At 73.9% G+C, this 17353-nt stretch carries 16 protein-coding genes; 4 read left to right on the top strand and 12 right to left on the bottom strand.

Annotated features, from left to right (window positions below; translation table 11 throughout):
• Positions 1–230: 230 nt before the first annotated feature.
• The 5 genes from uppS to GCU69_RS13575 form a co-directional block, all read right to left on the bottom strand.
• Positions 231–1997 (bottom strand): polyprenyl diphosphate synthase, encoded by a 1767-nt coding sequence (gene uppS, locus GCU69_RS13555; RefSeq protein ID WP_156206194.1) that lies wholly within the window; start codon positions 1995–1997, stop codon positions 231–233.
• A gap of 32 nt (positions 1998–2029) precedes the next feature.
• Positions 2030–2560, bottom strand: coding sequence for a DUF6114 domain-containing protein (locus GCU69_RS34370; RefSeq protein WP_156206195.1), 531 nt, complete (start codon positions 2558–2560; stop codon positions 2030–2032).
• Positions 2551–3195, bottom strand: a complete 645-nt coding sequence (locus GCU69_RS13565) for a DUF6230 family protein (RefSeq protein ID WP_143671179.1) — start codon at positions 3193–3195, stop codon at positions 2551–2553. The genes GCU69_RS34370 and GCU69_RS13565 overlap by 10 nt, the downstream gene beginning before the upstream one ends.
• A gap of 222 nt (positions 3196–3417) precedes the next feature.
• A complete protein-coding gene (locus tag GCU69_RS13570; RefSeq protein ID WP_156206196.1) occupies positions 3418–3975 on the bottom strand; it encodes a nitroreductase family deazaflavin-dependent oxidoreductase in 558 nt (185 codons plus the stop codon).
• A complete protein-coding gene (locus tag GCU69_RS13575) occupies positions 3972–5432 on the bottom strand; it encodes a GMC oxidoreductase (protein WP_156206197.1) in 1461 nt (486 codons plus the stop codon). The genes GCU69_RS13570 and GCU69_RS13575 overlap by 4 nt, the downstream gene beginning before the upstream one ends.
• A 73-nt stretch (positions 5433–5505) precedes the next feature.
• On the opposite strand from GCU69_RS13575, the gene GCU69_RS13580 reads away from it, so the two are divergent.
• Positions 5506–6855, top strand: a complete 1350-nt coding sequence (locus tag GCU69_RS13580) for a cytochrome P450 (protein WP_156206198.1) — start codon at positions 5506–5508, stop codon at positions 6853–6855.
• A 36-nt stretch (positions 6856–6891) separates the two neighbouring features.
• On the opposite strand, the gene GCU69_RS13585 is transcribed toward GCU69_RS13580, so the two are convergent.
• From GCU69_RS13585 to GCU69_RS13605, 5 genes are all read right to left on the bottom strand, one after another.
• Positions 6892–7419, bottom strand: coding sequence for a phosphatase PAP2 family protein (locus tag GCU69_RS13585; protein ID WP_170315844.1), 528 nt, complete (start codon positions 7417–7419; stop codon positions 6892–6894).
• 423 nt (positions 7420–7842) lie between these two features.
• On the bottom strand, positions 7843–8502 hold the full coding sequence (locus GCU69_RS13590) for a formylglycine-generating enzyme family protein (protein WP_156206237.1): 660 nt from the start codon (positions 8500–8502) through the stop codon (positions 7843–7845).
• 84 nt (positions 8503–8586) lie between these two features.
• Positions 8587–10239, bottom strand: a complete 1653-nt coding sequence (locus GCU69_RS13595; protein ID WP_098753172.1) for a glycoside hydrolase family 43 protein — start codon at positions 10237–10239, stop codon at positions 8587–8589.
• Between the two features lie 847 nt (positions 10240–11086).
• Positions 11087–11434: a VOC family protein gene (locus GCU69_RS13600; RefSeq protein ID WP_098753173.1), complete on the bottom strand. Its 348-nt coding sequence runs from the start codon at positions 11432–11434 to the stop codon at positions 11087–11089.
• A 490-nt stretch (positions 11435–11924) separates the two neighbouring features.
• Entirely contained in the window at positions 11925–12629 is a 705-nt protein-coding gene (locus tag GCU69_RS13605) for a GOLPH3/VPS74 family protein (RefSeq protein WP_235978453.1), read from the bottom strand.
• Positions 12630–12922: 293 nt separating this feature from the next.
• On the opposite strand from GCU69_RS13605, the gene GCU69_RS13610 reads away from it, so the two are divergent.
• A complete protein-coding gene (locus tag GCU69_RS13610; RefSeq protein ID WP_156206199.1) occupies positions 12923–13468 on the top strand; it encodes a DoxX family protein in 546 nt (181 codons plus the stop codon).
• A gap of 236 nt (positions 13469–13704) precedes the next feature.
• Here the strand turns inward: GCU69_RS13610 and GCU69_RS13615 are convergent, their stop codons facing one another.
• Both GCU69_RS13615 and GCU69_RS13620 read right to left on the bottom strand, forming a co-directional pair.
• The gene (locus GCU69_RS13615; protein WP_156206200.1) at positions 13705–14376 is read right to left on the bottom strand and encodes a phosphotransferase family protein; all 672 of its coding nucleotides are present in this window, start codon (positions 14374–14376) and stop codon (positions 13705–13707) included.
• 148 nt (positions 14377–14524) lie between these two features.
• The gene (locus tag GCU69_RS13620) at positions 14525–15127 is read right to left on the bottom strand and encodes a TetR/AcrR family transcriptional regulator (protein WP_156206201.1); all 603 of its coding nucleotides are present in this window, start codon (positions 15125–15127) and stop codon (positions 14525–14527) included.
• Positions 15128–15201: 74 nt separating this feature from the next.
• Between GCU69_RS13620 and GCU69_RS13625 the strand changes: the two genes are divergently transcribed.
• Together GCU69_RS13625 and GCU69_RS13630 are read left to right on the top strand one after the other, a co-directional pair.
• Entirely contained in the window at positions 15202–16029 is an 828-nt protein-coding gene (locus GCU69_RS13625; protein ID WP_156206202.1) for a class I SAM-dependent methyltransferase, read from the top strand.
• A gap of 356 nt (positions 16030–16385) precedes the next feature.
• Complete coding sequence (locus GCU69_RS13630) at positions 16386–17111, top strand: dienelactone hydrolase family protein (RefSeq protein ID WP_156206203.1); 726 nt, start codon at positions 16386–16388, stop codon at positions 17109–17111.
• The last annotated feature ends 242 nt before the right edge of the window (positions 17112–17353 follow it).

Below are 17353 nucleotides of genomic sequence, written 5' to 3' on the forward strand. Positions count from 1 at the left end.
GTCCGCTCCGTCGGCGCGGCGGTGCCGCCCGCGGTGGCACCAGGAATGTGACCTTGACGACTACAACACCGCCGGAGTTGTTCAGCAGGTGATCCGGCCGCGCCGAACAACTCCTTCTCCGTCCCGTACGGGGGCTCCTGCCACGAGCCGGGGAGCCCGTGCCGTGCCGGACACGACGGGCCGGCACCGCGGCTGCCGTGCCGTGCAACCGGGCGCGGCACGGCCGGGGTTCATGACGGCTGGGCGTTGCTGACGACCGCGCCGTAGCGGCGCTGCCGCCGGCCGTACTCGGTGACGGCCCGCCACAGGTCCCGGCGGTCGACGTCGGGCCAGTGGGTGTCGGTGAAGTGCAGCTCGGCGTACGTGGCGTGCCAGGGCAGGAAGTTGGAGGTGCGCTGTTCCCCGCCGGTGCGCCAGAGCAGGTCGACGTCCGGTAAGTCGGGCAGGGAGAGATGGCGGGTGAACTCGCCCGTGCCGATGCGGTCGGCGTCGATGTCGCCGTCCCGGGCGGCGCGGGCGAGGCGGGCGGCGGCACGGGTGAGTTCGGCGCGTCCGCCGTAGTTGACGCAGGTGGTGAGGGTGAGGCGGGTGCAGTGGCGTGTGGCGCGTTCTCCGCGCGCGAGGTCCTCCACGACATCGGTGGGAAGTCCCTCGCTGTCGCCGGCCCAGCGCAGGCGCACGCCGTAGGACGCCCATTCCTTGGCACCTGCTTCGCCGTTCAGGTCTTCGCGGATGGTGTGCAGCAGGAAGGCGATCTCCTGAAGGTCCCGTTTCCAGTTCTCGGTCGAGAAGGCGTAGACGGTCAGATGGGGCAGGCCGATCTCGAGCGCGCCGTGGACGACGTCGCGCAGCGCCTTCTGGGCGCCGACCCGGTGGCCCTCGGAGCGGGGAAGGCCGCGGCGGGTGGCCCAGCGGCCGTTGCCGTCCATGATGACGGCGACGTGGCGCGGCATGCGTCCGGCGGGGAGGCGGGGCGGACGCACACCGGTGTGGTGGGGAAGCGGTGGCCTCGGCGCCGGGACACCGGTGCGGTCGTGCCGGGCCTGCGCGGGGATCAGCGCGGCGGCTGCGGACGGGCGGGGCCCGCGTACGGCCGGGGGCGCGGTCAGGGGGGCGATCCGCCAGGCGGCGACGGCGAGCGCCTGCGCGGGGGTGACGATGCGCAGGCGGACGGGAAGCGCGGGCCGGGGTGTGTGGTGCAGCAGGGCGGGTCCGGCCGCCTCGACGGCGTCGAGCCGGGCGAGACAGAGCCGGGTGGTGGTCCGCAGGAGCACGGCCAGGCCCGGGTGCGCGAGCGGGGGGCGGCGCAGCCAGCGGCGGGCCTGCCCGGCGAGATGGGCGACCAGGGCGTGGACGGCCGGAGTCCACCGGCGTTCGAGCAGGGCCGGGGCGGCTGTGGGGAAGGCGTCGAGGACTTCGGCCGGAAGGGTGAGACGACCGCGGGTGATGTCGTCGGACAGGTACGCGAGGGCGTCGGTGAGATGAAGCCCGGACTCGAAGTTCTCCTGGCGCAGCAGCCATCCGTAGACGGGTACGCCGTGCCGGCTGAGCACGAGCAGGACCTGTTCCAGCCACAGGAGCCGCCGGCGCTGCCGGGCGCATGTCCGCCACTGCTGCCAGGTGGCGGGACCGTGCCCGTGGCCGTCGGCCGAGTCCGGCGGCGGGTGCAGCTCCTGCGGGTTCAGGTTCCATCGGCGGACGCAGTCGGCGAGCGCGGTGCGCACGGGGTCGGTGGCCGGATCGGTGCCGGTGCCCGCCCTGCCGCCGGGGGAGTCGCCGCCGGGGGAGGCACCGGCGGGGGCGGCGAGGGTGGGGGCGGCGACGTGAGAGCCGGTGGCGGCCCGCAGGGCCCAGCACGCCGGTCGCACCTCGGGCGGCATCAGCCGCATGAGGGCGTAGTCGGCCGGGTCGGCGGCCCGGACCGCGCGGCCGCACGCCAGGTAGGCGGCGCGCAGGGCGGGGTCGTCGATGGCGGCCCGGGAGAGGACAGCGCGCACGGGGTCTCCCTTTCTGTTCGGCGGGGTCCCGTTCAGCGGGAGCCCGGTGCGGCGGCTTCGGAGGTGGCGGCGGGACGGGGCTCCCGGCGCGGGGGCGGGACGGTGGTGCCGGTGGTCGGATCAGCGGTGGTGCCGGTCGTGGTGCCGGTGGTGGTGTCGGCGGTGAGATCGGTGGTGGTGTCGGCCGGTGAGCGGGGCGGAAGCCAGGCGAAGGCGAGGCAGCCTCCGACCACGCCCAGTCCGGTGCCGAGCAGCAGTCCGCCGATGTTGCACGTCAGCAGGGCGAGGACGGCGAGCGAGACCGCGGCGACACCGGCGATCGAGTGGAGCTGCGGGAACCGCAGCAGCACCACGCCGATCAGCAGCAGCGGCAGGCTGACGCCGAGGCCGGCGGCCTCCGCGACCCCCGGTTGCAGGATCGCGGTGGGGGTCCCCAGGAACGGCAGGACCATCATCTCGGCACCGCCGGCGGCGACCAGAAGCGCGGCGAGCACCGGCCGCCGCCGGCGCCAACAGCTCAGCCGCCGCCGGAGGGCGGGCACGGTCGCGGCGGTCAGAAGCATTCGCGGGCTCCCGGCTTCAGCGACATGCTCATGTCGGACAGATGAAACGAACCGGCCGTTCCCTGCCAGCCGGTGAAGCGCGGGTGGTGCACGGTGACGCGGGTGGTCCTCGCGAGGAAACCGCCGGGCCCGCCGTCCGTACCGTCCGTGCCGTCCGCGCGGGCGCCCGGGGGTCCGTCGGTCCCCACGGATCCGCCGGTGGCCCGGGCGAGTACGTCCGTGAAGCGGATGTCTCCCTTCAGCTGGTCGCTGTCCACGACGAGGCCGGTCGCGCGCACCGGCTCGTCCTGCCCGGCGGTGATCCGCACCGTCACCGGTCCCACCGGGGTCTTCACCAGCACACTCACACAGACGTCGGACAGTTCGGCCTCACGCGCCGTCACGACGACCACCGGGCGCTTCGCGCCGCTCGCGGGCTCCGCGTTCACCCCGGGCACAGCCATGAAACCGCTGCCGGTCAGCCGGTCCCCGGACACCTTGAAGGCCTCGCCGGAGGCGGCGACCGACGCGGCCAGCGCCCCCGACGCCATCCCGGCGACCACACCGCCGGCGACGGCCGCGGCCGGCACCATCAGCGCCCAGAACCGCCCCCAGCGCCATCGGGCCCGCGCGCGCTCCGCCCTGCGTTTCCCCACGTGATCCATGCCCACAACAACGGCGTTCGCGCGGCGACGATACGGTCATCAGGTCAGTCCGACCCGCAAGGACGTACGCGGCACGGCAGGCTGACGTGGACAGCAGCTGACGTGGACAGCAGGCTGACGCGGCACGCCGCCCGGGCCCGCCCACGCAGGCAGAACCGCGGACCGCGGGCCGGGCCGTCCCGCCGTACGAGCCGTGACGCAGCTGCCGGAACGTCAGCTGTCCGACGGTGACCGCCCGCGGCAGCGAACAGCGGGCCGGGGAGCCGTACGACGTGTGCTATCCCGGGCGTACGGGCTCTCCGGCCGTGTGAGCCGGAAGACGCGGATGCCCCGGCTCCCGGCACGGGCCGCGTAGTGGTCGTACACGGGAAGCGCGCGCAGGATGTGCCCGCGCTCGGCCTCCTGCTCGCCGGGCGTGAGGAGGCGGGCGGTGACGGCGACGGGCGGGCGGCCCTGCCAGGCGGCCAGCGCGCGGGGTGTGTGCAGCAGGTTGCCGCTCCAGGCGGGATGTTCGGGCCGTCCGAAGTTCGAGCCGATGACGAGCCAGCTGCCGGCCGCCTCGTCGTGGTACGCGCACACCGGGGTGGTGCGCGGCCGGCCGGTGCGGCGGCCGGTGGTGGTGAGCACCAGGACGGGCAGGACGAGGCGGCTGGGTGTCCAGCGGCCCCCGGTGAGGCGGTGGAAGGCCAGGTCGCACCGGGGCAGGACGTGCGGTGCGAGGCGGGTGAAGGCGGGCGTGGCCCCGATGCCGGCCAGCAGGGGACGGATCACCGGCTGCCTGCCGGGGGCCAGGCGGCGAAGGCGCGTTCGGCCATGGCGGTGATGGTGAGGGAGGGGTTGATACCCAGGTTGGCCGGGACGACCGAGGCGTCGGCGATGTGCAGCGTCGGGTGGCCGTGGACCCGGTGCGCCGGGTCGGCGACGCTCGTCCGGGGGTCGGTGCCCAGCGGGCAGCCGCCCATCAGATGAGCGGTGAACCCCAGCGGGAGCGGCGCCCAGCGGCCCCGCACGGCCTGGGCGAAGGCCCGCGCCACGGCCTCCGCGGCCGGGAGGCGGGTGGGCTCCGCGGGGCCCGTCCCGGCGCGGAGGACCAGGCGGCCCCGCCGGTCCAGGGCGCTGGTGAGGGTGGACTCGCGGCGCTCCATGGCGAACAGCACGGCCGTGCGGCGGCCCAGGTCCCGTACCCGGCACAGCTGGACGAGCGTGGTGTCGTCGGGCCGTACCGCCGAGCTGATGGCGGCTCCCCGGCCGGCCTCGCTCCCGGTGACACCCAGCAGCACCTCGCGGTTGGTGCACGTCCGGGTGCCGAGCGCGGCCGACAGCCGGGGCAGGGCGCCGGACGCCCGGCAGCGGTGCAGCAGTTCGGCCGTGCCCCAGGCGCCGGCGGACAGCACGACCTGCGCGGCGGCGAAGGTGCGCCCCCGAGCGGTGTCGACGTACCAGCCGCGGCCGTCGGGTGCGGGGCGCAGCCCCGTCACCGTGGTCGAGGGCAGGATCCGGGCGCCGCGGCCGGTGCGTTCGGCGAGGTGGAGGTAGTTCTTCGGCAGGGTGTTCTTCGCTCCGGCGCGGCAGCCGCTGGTGCACCGGGCGCAACCGGTGCAGCCCGTCCGTGCGGGCCCCCGGCCGCCGAAGTACGGGTCCGGCGACGGCACGCCGGCCGGGCCGAGGTGGATCCCGACGCGGGTGGGGTGGTGGGTCCGGCCCGCGCCGAGGCGTTCGGCGGCGCTCAGCAGGGCGGCGTCGGCCGGGGTCGCCGCGGGGGCGGGGGTGCTGCCGAGCATGTGCTCGGCCAGGTCGTAGTACGGGGCGAGTTCGGCGGCCCAGTCGACGGACGGGTCCCAGCCGGGCGCGGCGAACGCCTCGTCGGGCGGCCGGTAGTGCACTCCTGCGTAGGCCAGCGATCCGCCGCCCACTCCGATGCCGGAGAGGACGACCGTCCGGTGCCGCACGCGGAGCCGCAGGATGCCCCGGCAGCCGAGACGCGGCGCCCACAGCACCCGCCGGACGTCCAGGGCCGACGTGGCGAAATCCTCGTCGCGGAACCGGCGTCCGGCCTCCAGGACGGTGACCCGGTAACCCTTCTCCGACAGCCGCAGCGCCGCGACGCTGCCGCCGAAGCCGGAACCCACGACGATCACGTCCGCCTCACGGGCCCGGCCGCACGCGCCAATCTCACCGCACGCGCCGTCCTCGCCGGTCCCGCCGGGTGCCTGCGTCTTTCGTCCCACGCGACGGAGGGTATCGTCCCGGGCACACCACGTGACTGCTTCTGTGCTTCAACTCCCCCGAAAGAAGGGCCGGATGACGACGACAACCGTGCCGACCGCTCCCGGAGCCGTGCCGCTGATCGGACACGGCCTGCAACTCTGGCGGCAGCCACTGCGGTTCGTCACCTCGCTCAACGCACTGGGCCCGGTCGTCCGCTTCTTCACCGGCCCGGCGCCGTCGTACATGGTCACCACGCCCGAACTGGTCCACCGCCTGCTGGTGACGGACGCCCGTGCCTTCCGCAAGGGGCGGCTCTCGGACAGTGCCGTGCCGCAGGTCGGGACCAGCCTGCTGATGGACATCCGCTTCCCGGGCCTCGGCCACTACGACTCCCACCGCCGCCACCGGCGGACCCTCCAGCCGGGCTTCCACCCGAGCCGGATCGCCGGCCAGGTGACGGCCGTACGGGCCGTCGCCGAGCGCGCGACGGCGGCCCGCTGGCGGGACGGCCGCGTCCTGCGGGTGGACCGGGAGCTGCTGGAGATGGCGTGCGCGGCCAGTTCGTACGCCGTCTTCGGCTGCCCCGAGCGCGCGGCGGCGGTCGGCGCCGGGCTGGTGGCGCATCTGGAGCGGGCCATGTACTGGCGCGCCGTCGCGCCCCGCTGGACGGACCGCGTCCCCGGCAGTCACGGCTTCGCCCGGTCGCTGACCCGGCTGCACTCGCTGGTCGCGTCGGCGCTGGCCGAGGACGCCGCCGGCGGGGGGGACGACTGCCTGGTGTCCTTCCTGGGCCGCACCCGCTACGACGACACCGGGGAGGTCCTCAGCCCCGAACAGATCGGCCGGGAAGTGGTCGTCGCCCTCGTCACCGGTACGCACGCCGCCGGGAACCTGCTGCCGTGGGTCTTCCACGAGCTGGCCCGCCACCCCGAGGCCGAACAGCGGCTGCACGGCGAACTCGACACGGTGCTCGGCCACGGCCGCCGCCCGGTGGAGGCCGAGGACCTGCCTCGCCTGACGTACGCCAGGCAGGTGCTCTTCGAGGTGCTCCGCCTGTACCCGCCGGTGTGGCTGCTCGCCCGCCGCGCCCTGGAGCCGGTGCGGCTCGGGGATGTGGAACTCCCCGAGGGGGCGGAGGTGGCCTTCTCCAAGTACGCCCTCCACCGGCACCCGGCGCTGCACCGTGACCCCGACCGTTTCGACCCGGACCGCTGGCTCCCGGAACGGGCCCGGAGCCTGCCCAGGGGCGCGTACATCCCGTTCGGCACCGGCCACCGCAAGTGCATCGGCGACAACCAGGCCGTCACGCACAGCCTGACCATGCTCGCGGCCATCGCCTCCCGCTGGCGTCTGCGCTCCGTCCCCGGCCACCGGGTGCGCCCGCACGCGCGGATCTTCCTGGACACCGGGCCGCTGCCGATGCGGGCGGAGGCCCGCAGGTAGCCGAGGGCGGCCGGGGCAGGCGGGGCAGGCGGGGCCTCACAGCAGCGGCGGGACCACGCCGAGGGTGAGCCCCGTCCCCAGCAGCGCGCCCGCCACCGCCTGCCCGGGCGTGTGGGCACCGGTCCGCAGCCGGGCCCAGGCCACGGCGGCGACCAGCGGGAACAGGGCGGCGCACCACGGATCGACCAGCAGGGCCACCAGGGTGACGCTGCCCGAAGCCGCGCTGGTGTGGAGCGAGACCTTGCCGAAACAGGTGCACACCAGCACGGCCGCCCCGCCCGCCGGGGCCATGACGGCGGCGGCCAGCAGCTCACGCGGCGCGCCGAACTCCCGGCAGGCGAGCCAGACGACCGCCGCGGCCACGGTGGCGCACGCCAGCGGCAGCGGGCGCTGGCTGTGGCGGCTCAGGTGGATGTCGGCCCACCAGCCGTGCCACACGCCGTACGCCACGACGAGCACGCCGAGCGCCGCGCACACCGCCGCGGTCAGCCCCCACACCAGTCCCGCGGGGCTGGGCCATGTGAGGTGCCAGCTCACGGCGAGGCCCGCGGCAGCGGCGGGCACGGGCGGACTCGAGGCCAGTGCCACCGCCTCGGCAAGGCGGTGCGCCTCACCGGCGCGACGGTCCACGGCAAGGCTTCCGGTACTGGGGGGTGTCATGGCCGGTGAACGACAACTCGCCGCACCGGGTTACCGCGTGGCCTCGCCCAGCGGTGGCACCGCCGGGTCGCGGTGGCACCGCCGGGCCGGGGTGGCACCGCCGGACGGGGAGACGGCCCCGCAGCGCCGGCGGTGGTGCGGTCGTCACCGAACCCGTCGACGGGTCGGGGCGGGTGGTGCGGGGCATCGCTGTGCCCCGGGGGATTCCGCTGCCTTTCCGGCTCGTACCGCTTCGCCACCGCCCCCGGGCCGGACTCCAGCCGGCTCACGAGTTCCCAGTCGCTCTACGCGGCAGGCCCGCGGACAAGGCCGGTGGGGCAGTGGCTGTCACGGCCGCGGCAGCGGTGCCGAGCGGGCGATGCGGAATCCCACGTCCTCGATCCGGAAGGTCGGATGGCTGCGGCGCCGCACCGAGGCGCGACAACTCCAGTGCTCGTCGGCCCAGCCGCCGCCACGGAGCACCCGATAGGCGCCGTACACCTCGGCGTCGTAGACGTCCCAGCACCAGTCCCACGCGTTGCCCAGCATGTCGTACAGCCCCCACGCGTTGGGCCGCTTGCCGCCGACAGGGTGGATCCGCTCGTCCGAGTTGCCCCTGTACCAGGCGACCTCGTCGAGCCGGCCGTACCGGGGGCCGGTGGTGCCCGCGCGGCAGGCGTGCTCCCATTCGGCCTCGGCGGGCAGCCGGTACCCGTCGGCGGAGGTGTCCCATCCGGCCGTCCCGGCACCGGGGCGCAGGTGATAGGCGGGCGTCAGCCCCTCGTGCCGGGACAGCGCGTTGCAGAACGAGACCGCGTCCCACCACGAAACGCCCTCAACGGGCAGCCGGTCGCCTTCGGCACTGCTCGGCCGCTCACCCGTGACCTGTGCGTACCAGGACTGCGTGACCGGGAACGCCGACAACTGAAACGGCGCGACCTCGACCGGCCAGTGGCTCTGCGTTCGCCGGTCCGACAGCATCACCCGTCCGGGCGGCACCGCGACCATCTCGTTTTCCGCCCCCGTGTCCACAACGGGGCACCCTACCGGTGTCGTCCTTCCGCTGGTTGCCGGCTTCCCCTGCCCGCCGGGTCAGGGTGTGGACAGCTCGAACCGTCCGACGGTGACGGCGCCCCCGAGCGCCCGGGTGGCGTAGTTGAAGATGCCGAACCGGTAGCCCATGAAGAAGTGCCAGTCGTTCTTGAGCGTGAAGGCGGGGCCGAGGTCGGTGAAGCTGCTGCCGTCCGTGCTGTAGGAGAAGCGCGCCTGGCGGCCGTCACCGGGCCGGATGTCGGCTCGGGCCCGCAGCCACACGCGCCCGCCGGAGACCGCCGTACCGGCCACTTCACCGCCGGTGCTGACGGTGTTCCAGTCGCTGTCCATGGTGATGTTGTCGATCATCACCACGCGCGTGCCGCCCCCGTCGCGCTTGACGCCGATCCAGGCCGAGGAGTCGCGCAGGAGCGCCAGGCCCGCCCGGTCGCCGTCGGCCATCGCGGAGTAGTCGAGTTCGATGGTCGCGGTCGAGGTGGGCCCCTGGATGCGGTGGGTCAGGGTGTTGCGGGCGGAGTACAGGTCGTACGTCGTGGTCGCGGTCCGCAGGGTGAGTCCGTCACCGACCGAGAACTTGCTGGTGTCCGGGTTGTGGTTCCACTCCCACTGCGGGCCCAGCGCGGGGCCCGGGAAGGTGTCGACGCCGATGAGGGGCTCGACCTGCCGGGGTGGCTCGGGGACCGCCGGGACCGGGTAGCTCTGCCCCCAGGCGCCGCCCGCGAGTTGCAGGACCGGCCAGCCCTCCTGGTTCCAGGTGACCGGCGCCAGCGCCGGGACCCGGCCGCCGGGATAGGCGTCGATGAAGGCCAGGTAGTGCCAGTCGCCGTTCGGGGTGTCCACGAGTCCGCCCTGGTGCGGGACCCCGCCGCCGGCGATCGGGCCGGGCAGGTCGAGCAGGATCTCGTGCAGCGCGTACGGACCGAACGGGCCCGAGGCCGACTTGAGGATGTACTGCCCGTTGGCGGGCCGGGTGAGGAAGATGTAGTAGTTGCCGTTGATCTTGTAGAAGCGGGCGCCTTCCAGCGTCCCGACGCTCGCGGGGGTGCTGAACACCCGCTGCGAGCGGACCTCGCTGCGGGCGTCGGCGGAGAGCTGCGCGACATTGATCTCGGTGTTGCCGTAGGCCACGTACACCGTGTCGTCGTCGTCGATCAGCAGTCCGGCGTCGTAGTAGACGCTGTCGAGCGTCGCGTGCCTGCTCCACGGGCCTTCGACGGAGGCGGCCGTGTAGAGGTACGTGCGGGCGAAGTCGATCTGGCCCAGCCAGTAGAAAGTGCTGTTGCTCTCCCGGTAGGCGAGGGAGGACGCCCAGATCCCCCGGACGTAGCCGCGCCCGCCGTTCAGGTCGTACTTCGTCCCGAAGTCCAGGACCGGCACGGAGTGACCGGCGAACTCCCAGTTCACCAGGTCGTAGGAGCGCAGGATCGGTGCTCCGGGGGAGTAGTGCATCGTCGACGCCGAGTAGTAGTACGTGTCGCCGACCCGGATGATGTCGATGTCCGCGAAGTCCTGCCAGATCACGGGATTGGTGTAGTCCGCGAGCGCGTCACCGGACGACTGCGCCGCGGCGGGAGCGGCCGGGTGGGCCGGGCCCGAGGAGGCATGGGCCGCGGGGACCGCTCCCGCCACCGCCAGGCCCATCGCTGTGGTCAGGACATTCCTGCGACCGTGCGGACGGTGGATCCAGGACATGCGGATTCTCCTTCGTCGGCCGGCCGGAGCGTCGGCCGGGCATGCGGTGGGGGGAGGGAGCGGGTGTTCCTGGAGCGTGCGGGGAAGGCCCGGCCGTGGGCAGGCGTCGGCCGGGACGGTCCGGCGGTCCGCACCGCCGGGCGGCCGGGCGGCCCACCGGACCGAACAGGTGGATCGGCAGGCGGAGTTCACTGCGCGCCTCGCAAAGCGATCGAGATTTCGCACATGGCCCGACCGGTTGAGCGCTCAGAGGTGTGGGCGGGAGCTCTCCCTTCACCTGTATGCAAATTGTTCGTTATATCGAACGCAGTTCACAACTTCGAACGGAGAATAGGATCGGGGCTGAGGGGGTGTCAATGCGCCGGACGCCGGTGCGTGAGGCGCGCCTCGCCTCTGGAACGGCGGCGTCGGCGCCGCGGGCACCGGCACGGCGCCGTGAGCACCGCCCGGCGTCGGCGGCGGCCATTGCATCGCGGCCGGCCGGGGCCACTCAGAGGGCGGGCTGGTCGGGGTGGGCTGGTCCTGCAACGGAGGCCGACGCCCTGGTGCCGCGCGCCAGGGCGTCGGCCTCCGGGGCCGGTGCCGCGGCCCGGTTGGCTCGGGGGCGTACGCCTCGTCTGCACGCGTTCGGTGCTCATGGCCCCGGCCTCGTCGGCGCGGTCGTCCCTGCCGCCATGGAAGCCGGGGCCCAGGCGTGCGGGGCCGACGGCCCGTCAGCCCTGCTCGATCGCCACCGCCCGGTCGCTGCGGGGCATGCGGAACCGCCGCCCGCCGCGGGGCGGCCGGGCGGGTCGCACTCCTCCGCGGGTGGCTGTGAGCGGTGCGCCGTCCGTGCGCCGGGTGAAGGTCAGGGGTGGCTCAGAACGTTGACCACGCGGCCGTTGGGGTCGCGGACGAAGAACCGCCGTACTCCCCACTCCTCGTCCTGCAGGGGGTGAACGATCTCCGCGCCGCTGTCCCGCACGGCCGCGTAAACCGCCTCCACGTCGTCGACCTCGACGCTCATGTCGGGGGTGACCGGGGCGGTCTTGTCGTCGGTCATGACGCTGACCTGCGCCGTCGGACTGGACGGCGAGGCCAGCGTCATGATCCAGCCGAGGTTCATGACTTCCTCGAAGCCCAGCAGACCGTAGAACTCCCGGTTCTCCCGCGCGGCCTCCGACCGGATGATGGGCATGACACGGCGAACAGCCATCGACGACTCCAGAAGAACGGATACGGATCCAGTCCAGGGGTACTACGCCCCGCCCGTCGCCGCACGCACTTTCGCAACAAGTCCTGGGATCGGTGTCCGCCCGTCGCCCGCGGGGGGAGGCTCACGCCCGCAGCCGCCGATCACAGCCGGCCTCGCGAGTGCCGGACAGCTCGCGAGTGCCGGATCCGCGACGGCGTCCTCGCCGCGGTAGGGGGTGCCGGATCCGCGACGGCGTCCTCGCCGCGGTAGGGGGTGCCGGATCCGCGACGGCGTCCTCGCCGCGGTAGGGGGGCACGCCGACCCGTACGAAGGCGCCGTCACCCCCTGAGTGGCGGGGCCGGGCGCGAACCCCCTTCACCGAATGACGTGCCGGAACCGTTCGCGAGGAAGGGGCACCCTCGTCACGCCGGGCGGCGGAGGTGCCGCGGGCGCGTTGTGTCCGGGTTCGCGGCAGCCCGTGGCCCGGGCCGGCCGGCATCGTCGTGGACGCTCAGCCCCCGGGGCCGGGGCCCCCCTTCCCCCTGCGGCTGGGAACCATGAAGCCGAGGACCGTACTGGTGTCACGCAGATCTTCGGGTACGGACTCCACCGCTCCGATGCCCCGGGCCCGGTCCATCCGCTGCCGCCAGCGCAGCGTGACACCGAGGTCCCCTCCCAGGTCGGCGCCTTCCACGAGATCGCACAGGAACAGCAGGTGTTCGTCGAGCGGGTTCCCGGCGTACGCGGAACGGACATCGCTGACCAGCGCGTTGCGTGCTACGGGATCGGGGTAGTGGCGTTCCCTCCTGAGCAGCGCACCCGGCCTGCGGCGCAGCGCGCCGCGCTCGGTCAGCGTCTGCCGGTGCAGGGGAAGTGCCGCACGGCGGCGTTTCCGGAGCCATCGGTACACGGAGACGGGTGCGGGCCCGGAAACGGACGGGTCCAGCTCCGCCAGCAGTCTGTCGGCCCACACGAGACCGGTCGGTTCGGTGTCGAGCAGCTGGATGTGTCCCTGATGCCGGAAGATCTCGAAGCCGAACTTCTCGAACTTGCGGGCCCGGACCAGCAGCTTGCGGCGCAGGGCCAGCTCACCGAGTTCGGCGGCCGCGCAGCCGACCGACGTCTGATCGATGTCGTGCACCTTGCCGGACTGCAGGTGCGAGAGCAGGAGGAATTCCTCGGGCAGCGAAAAGTACCGCGGTGGGGGACCAGGCATGTGACTCATCGTGCCAGGGCCGGTCCCGCGGCCGGCGGCCCGGCGGCCCGCTCGCGGAGTCGCGGGCAGTCTGCGGTCCCCTGGCGGTCCGTTCGGCGCCTGCGCCCCCTCCAGGCCATGGGCGGACCCCGTGGCCGCGCCGGCCATCCGTCCCCGCCCCGACGCCCGGTGGCCCGCGTCGCGTCACCTCTCCGCCACCTCTCGGCACAATGCTTGAACATTCACGCAACCTGGTACCGTGGGGCCACTTACTTGAAAGATCAATCTATTAGCCGACGGAAGGGCACTGCCGCATGACTGCCACCACCCCTCTCGCGCACACCCCGGCCACCAGCGCCGGCCCGGCGTCCTCTTCACCCGCCTCCGACGCCGGCCTGCTGGTGCTCCGACTGGCGCTCGGACTGACCATGGCCGCGCACGGCGCGCAGAAGCTCTTCGGCTGGTTCGGCGGTGGCGGGCTCGAGGGAACCGGCCAGTACTTCGAGCTGAGCGGATACCCCTCGGGCAGGACCATGGCGCTCGTCGCGGGGCTCACCGAGACGCTGGGAGGGCTCGGCCTGGTCCTCGGCCTCCTCACACCACTGGCGGGCGCCGCCGTCCTCGGCACGATGATCAACGCCCTGGCCGTCAAGTGGGGCGGCGGCTTCTTCGCCCCTGAGGGCGTGGAGTACGAAGTCCTGCTCGCCGCCGGTGCGGCAGCCGTGGCCCTCACCGGCCCGGGCAGGCTCGCCGTCGACCGCTTCCTGCCCGGTCTGCGGAACCACCGGCTGCCGACCGGGGTCGCTGCCGTGCTGCTCGCCGCGGTGACGGCGGGCGCGGTGCTCGTCATCCGCAACTGACCACCGCCGCCTGCCGCGATCCGTGAAAGACGGGAAACGGGCGGCTTTCGTCGGTCCGGCCGGCGGGGGCAGTCAGCTCTGACCGGGCGGCGTGGGCGCGGCCGCCGCATCGTTCCGCCGGGAGGAGCCTTCGTTCGCGGCGTTCGCGGCGCGGCGGTCCGGGCGAGGAGGCGCCGCACAGAACTCCTGCCGCGCAGGTTGGGGGCCTGCGGGAGCCGGTGGCCCGGATGCCCGGGTTACTCCTGCCAGTCCGCTGTGGCCGCGGCGCGGCCCTGCCACGACCTCGCGCCCGGGCCGTTCGGCTCCCAGCGGTCGCAGAAGCGCCGCAGGGTCTCGCACCGGGTCAGCATGGCCGCCCTGCGGACCGGCCAGGGCGGCACCTTCCCGCCGTAGGCCCGGAAGAAGTGGCCGAGCGCCGTGCGGTGTTCGGGGTGATGGGTGCGCACGATCCACTCGCACCAGGCCAGATCCTCGACTGGGTCGCCCAGGTGGGCGAACTCCCAGTCGACCACTGCGGTGACCTCGAAGGTGCGCGGTTCGAGCAACACGTTCTGGGGCCCGAAGTCACCGTGCACCAGCACCTTCTCCGCACCGGGCGTGTCGTCCGGCAGCACGCCCGGTGCGGTTCCGTGGATCCGGCGCAGCAGCTCCCCGCAGCTCGCCAGGACCGCTTCCGGCCGGCCGGCGGCCAGGAGTTCCTGGCCGGGCACACCGTTCACGAAGCCAAGGGTGAGCACGGCCTCCGTCGTTCCCTGCACCGGCGGCACGGGCAGCCGGCCCCGCAGCCGGGTCAGCACCGCGTGCTCACGGCGGAGCCTGAGTCCGGCTCCGGGGCCCTCGTAGGTCTTCTCCACGACAGCGCCGTCGCCGACGGTGCGGTTGGTGTAGCCGTGTCTCAGCGGGCGCATCCGCTGATCATCGGACACGGGCAGCCCCGGGGCCACCCATCCCGCGCTTCGCCCGGGCGCGGTCCGCCCACCGGTTGGTGCGGCGGGCCTCGTGAACAGGCCGACTCCCGCCTGTCGGCACCGGTCGCCCGCGGACACGCGGAGTGCTCTAGGCCGGTCGCCGTTGCACGGCGTCGGCGATCACCGCTGTCACGAACCGGCTGACGGCTGCCGTGGCCGGCGGGCCCGGGGCGCGGTCTGCGAACAGCAGGTGCCCGCCCCCGACCAGGGAGAGGGTGAGTGAGTCGATGTCGGCGCCGGCCGCGACGCGGCCCAGTTCGCGCTCGGCGGCCAGATAGGCGGAGACCGCGCTCGTGGCCTCCGCCAGGACCGTGATGCCGCCTCCGGGCCGCGCCTCCCGCAGTCGTGCGCGCAGCTCGTCCCGGAAGGTGATGAGCGGAATGATCGCCAAGGGAACCGGCCCGAACAGGGTGGTGAGCGCGCTTGTGAGGTTGCCGGCGACCGTGCCGGTGCCGACGGAATCGCGCAGCGCGCCGGCCTGTCTTTCGAGCTGTGCGGCCAGGTCGAGCACGAGGCCGGCGAGGAAGGCGTCGAAGTCACTGAAATGCCGGTGCAGAACGCCCTTGGCGCAGCCCGCCTCGTCGGTGACGGCCCGGCTGGTCAGCCCGTTCGGCCCGTCCCGCAGCAGCACGCGTTCGGCGGCGTCGAACAACTGCTGCCGCGGGTCGCGAAGGTGCACCCCGGTCGGCACTCACAGATCCTCTCGGTACGTCGGCCTGACGGCATTCCGTTGTCCAGTGGGCACGCGCCCATTAAGGTGGGCGCATGCCCACCCTACCGCGAGAGCAGCCGCAGCCGTCCCCGCCGGAGCCGCACGAGGCCCGGCGAATGGCCGAGTCGTTCGGCGTGGACGCGCGGCGCTACGACCAGGCCCGGCCCGGCTATCCCGACGCGCTGGTGGCTCGGATCGTCGCCGGCAGCCCGGGGACCGACGTGCTCGACGTCGGCTGCGGTACCGGCATCGCGGCCCGTCAGTTCCAGGCCGCCGGCGGCGCCGTGCTCGGCGTGGAGCCCGATGCGCGGATGGCCGGCTTCGCGCGGGCCCGCGGTCTGGAGGCCGAGGTGGCGTCCTTCGAAGCCTGGCATCCGGCCGGCCGGACGTTCGACACCGTCATCGCCGCCCAGTCGTGGCACTGGGTGGATCCGGACGCCGGTCCCGTGAAGGCGGCACAAGTGCTGCGTCCGGGCGGACGGCTGGCGATCTTCGGGCACGTGTACGAGCCGCCCGCCGAGGTGGCCGAACCCTTCGCCGCTGCCTACCGGCGGGCGGCGCCCGATTCCCCGCTCAACGGCGGGCCGGCCCGGCGTCCGCTCGACCTCTACCGGGCGGCGTACGCGAAGTTCGCCGACAAGATCCGCGAGACCGGGCAGTTCGACGATCCCGAGCAGTGGCGATTCGACTGGGAGCAGTCCTACACGCGCGACCAGTGGCTGGACCTGCTTCCCACCACCGGCGGCCTCACCCAACTCCGCCCGGACCAACTGGCCGGAATACTGGACGCGGTCGGGGACGCCGTCGACTCCCTGGGCGGACGCTTCACGATGAACTACACCACCCTGGCCGTGACCGCCGTACGCGCCGGCGCCTCCTGAGCGCCGGCCGACACCACCCGCCGAGTCACCAGCCGCCGAGTCGCAACCGGCCGAGTCACCACCGGCCGGGCAGTCCGCGCGGCCCCCATTTGCCGGCGGGCCGGCAGCGACGTCCCGCCCGGCGCCGGCTGCCTCGGCGGAGTGCTTTGACGCGGCGGCATCCGGTCGCGGGAGCCCTCGTCAAAACCCTCTGGTGGACCGCGGCGACCACTGCTACGTTCCGGGAGGCCGTGCGAGACAGCAAGGAGGTGGTACCCGTGAACGCAGTATCGGCATGGGTGCTCCCCTCCGGGGTCATGGTCGGGCGACGGGTCGTCCGGGAGCGCCGACTCTGAGCACGCCCGAAAGGCACGACCATGCATGTCACTTCTGAGAAGCGCCTCGACGACGGCATCCTGGAGCGCGCATTCACTCTCGGGGAGATCCCCGGCACCCTGTGGACGCCCGAATCCGCCGCACCGGTCCCGCTGGTCCTGATGGCCCACAACAACGGCCTGCCCAAGGCGGACCCCCGGCTGGTGGCCCGCGCCCGGTACACCGCGGCGCACGGCTACGCGGTGGCCACCATCGACGCCGCCGGGTGCGGTGACCGTCCCCGTTCCGCCGCCGAAGAGCAGATCCGCGCGGACTTCCGGCGGGCGATGCAGGCCGGTGAGCCGGCCGACGAGATCTTCGAGTCCTTCATCGGCCCGCTGGTCGACAACGCGGCCCCGGAATGGCGGACCACCCTGGACGCCGTCCTCGAACTGCCCGGGATCTCCGGCCCCGTCGGGTACTCCGGCGGGTGGGCCGCCCTCGGCATCCGGCTGGCGGTGGTCGAGCCGCGCATCGCGGCCGCAGGCTTCTTCGCCGGGGGCTACGTGCCCCGGGCCCAGCGCGAGGAGGCCCGGCAGGTCACCATTCCGCTGCTGTTCCTGCTGCAGTGGGACGACGAGGGGAACCCCCGGCAGCGGGCCCTGGAGCTGTTCGACGCCTTCGGCAGCAAGGAGAAGACGCTGCACGCCAATCCGGGCGGCCACACCGGCACCCCGTGGTTCGAACTGGAGGACGGGTGCCGGTTCCTGGACCGGCACCTGAAGTGAGGCCGGCCCGCCGCAAGGGCCTCCGACTACGGCGAGCGGACGTCGGGCAGAGGTCCGGGCTGCTCGCGCTCCTGGGAGCGGAGACCCCGGGCGGTACCGCTCGTCGCTGAGCACGGCTGGGGGACGGCTGAGGACGGAGGGGAGTCCTGGCCGGCCCCGAGCCGCGGGCCCGGCCGGTGCGGCCTGTCGTCCACGGCGCCGGCCAACGCGCCGTCGACGCCGACGAGGAGCACTTCCCGGGG

This window comes from Streptomyces lycii, assembly GCF_009735685.1.
Classification (GTDB): Bacteria; Actinomycetota; Actinomycetes; order Streptomycetales; family Streptomycetaceae; genus Streptomyces; species Streptomyces lycii.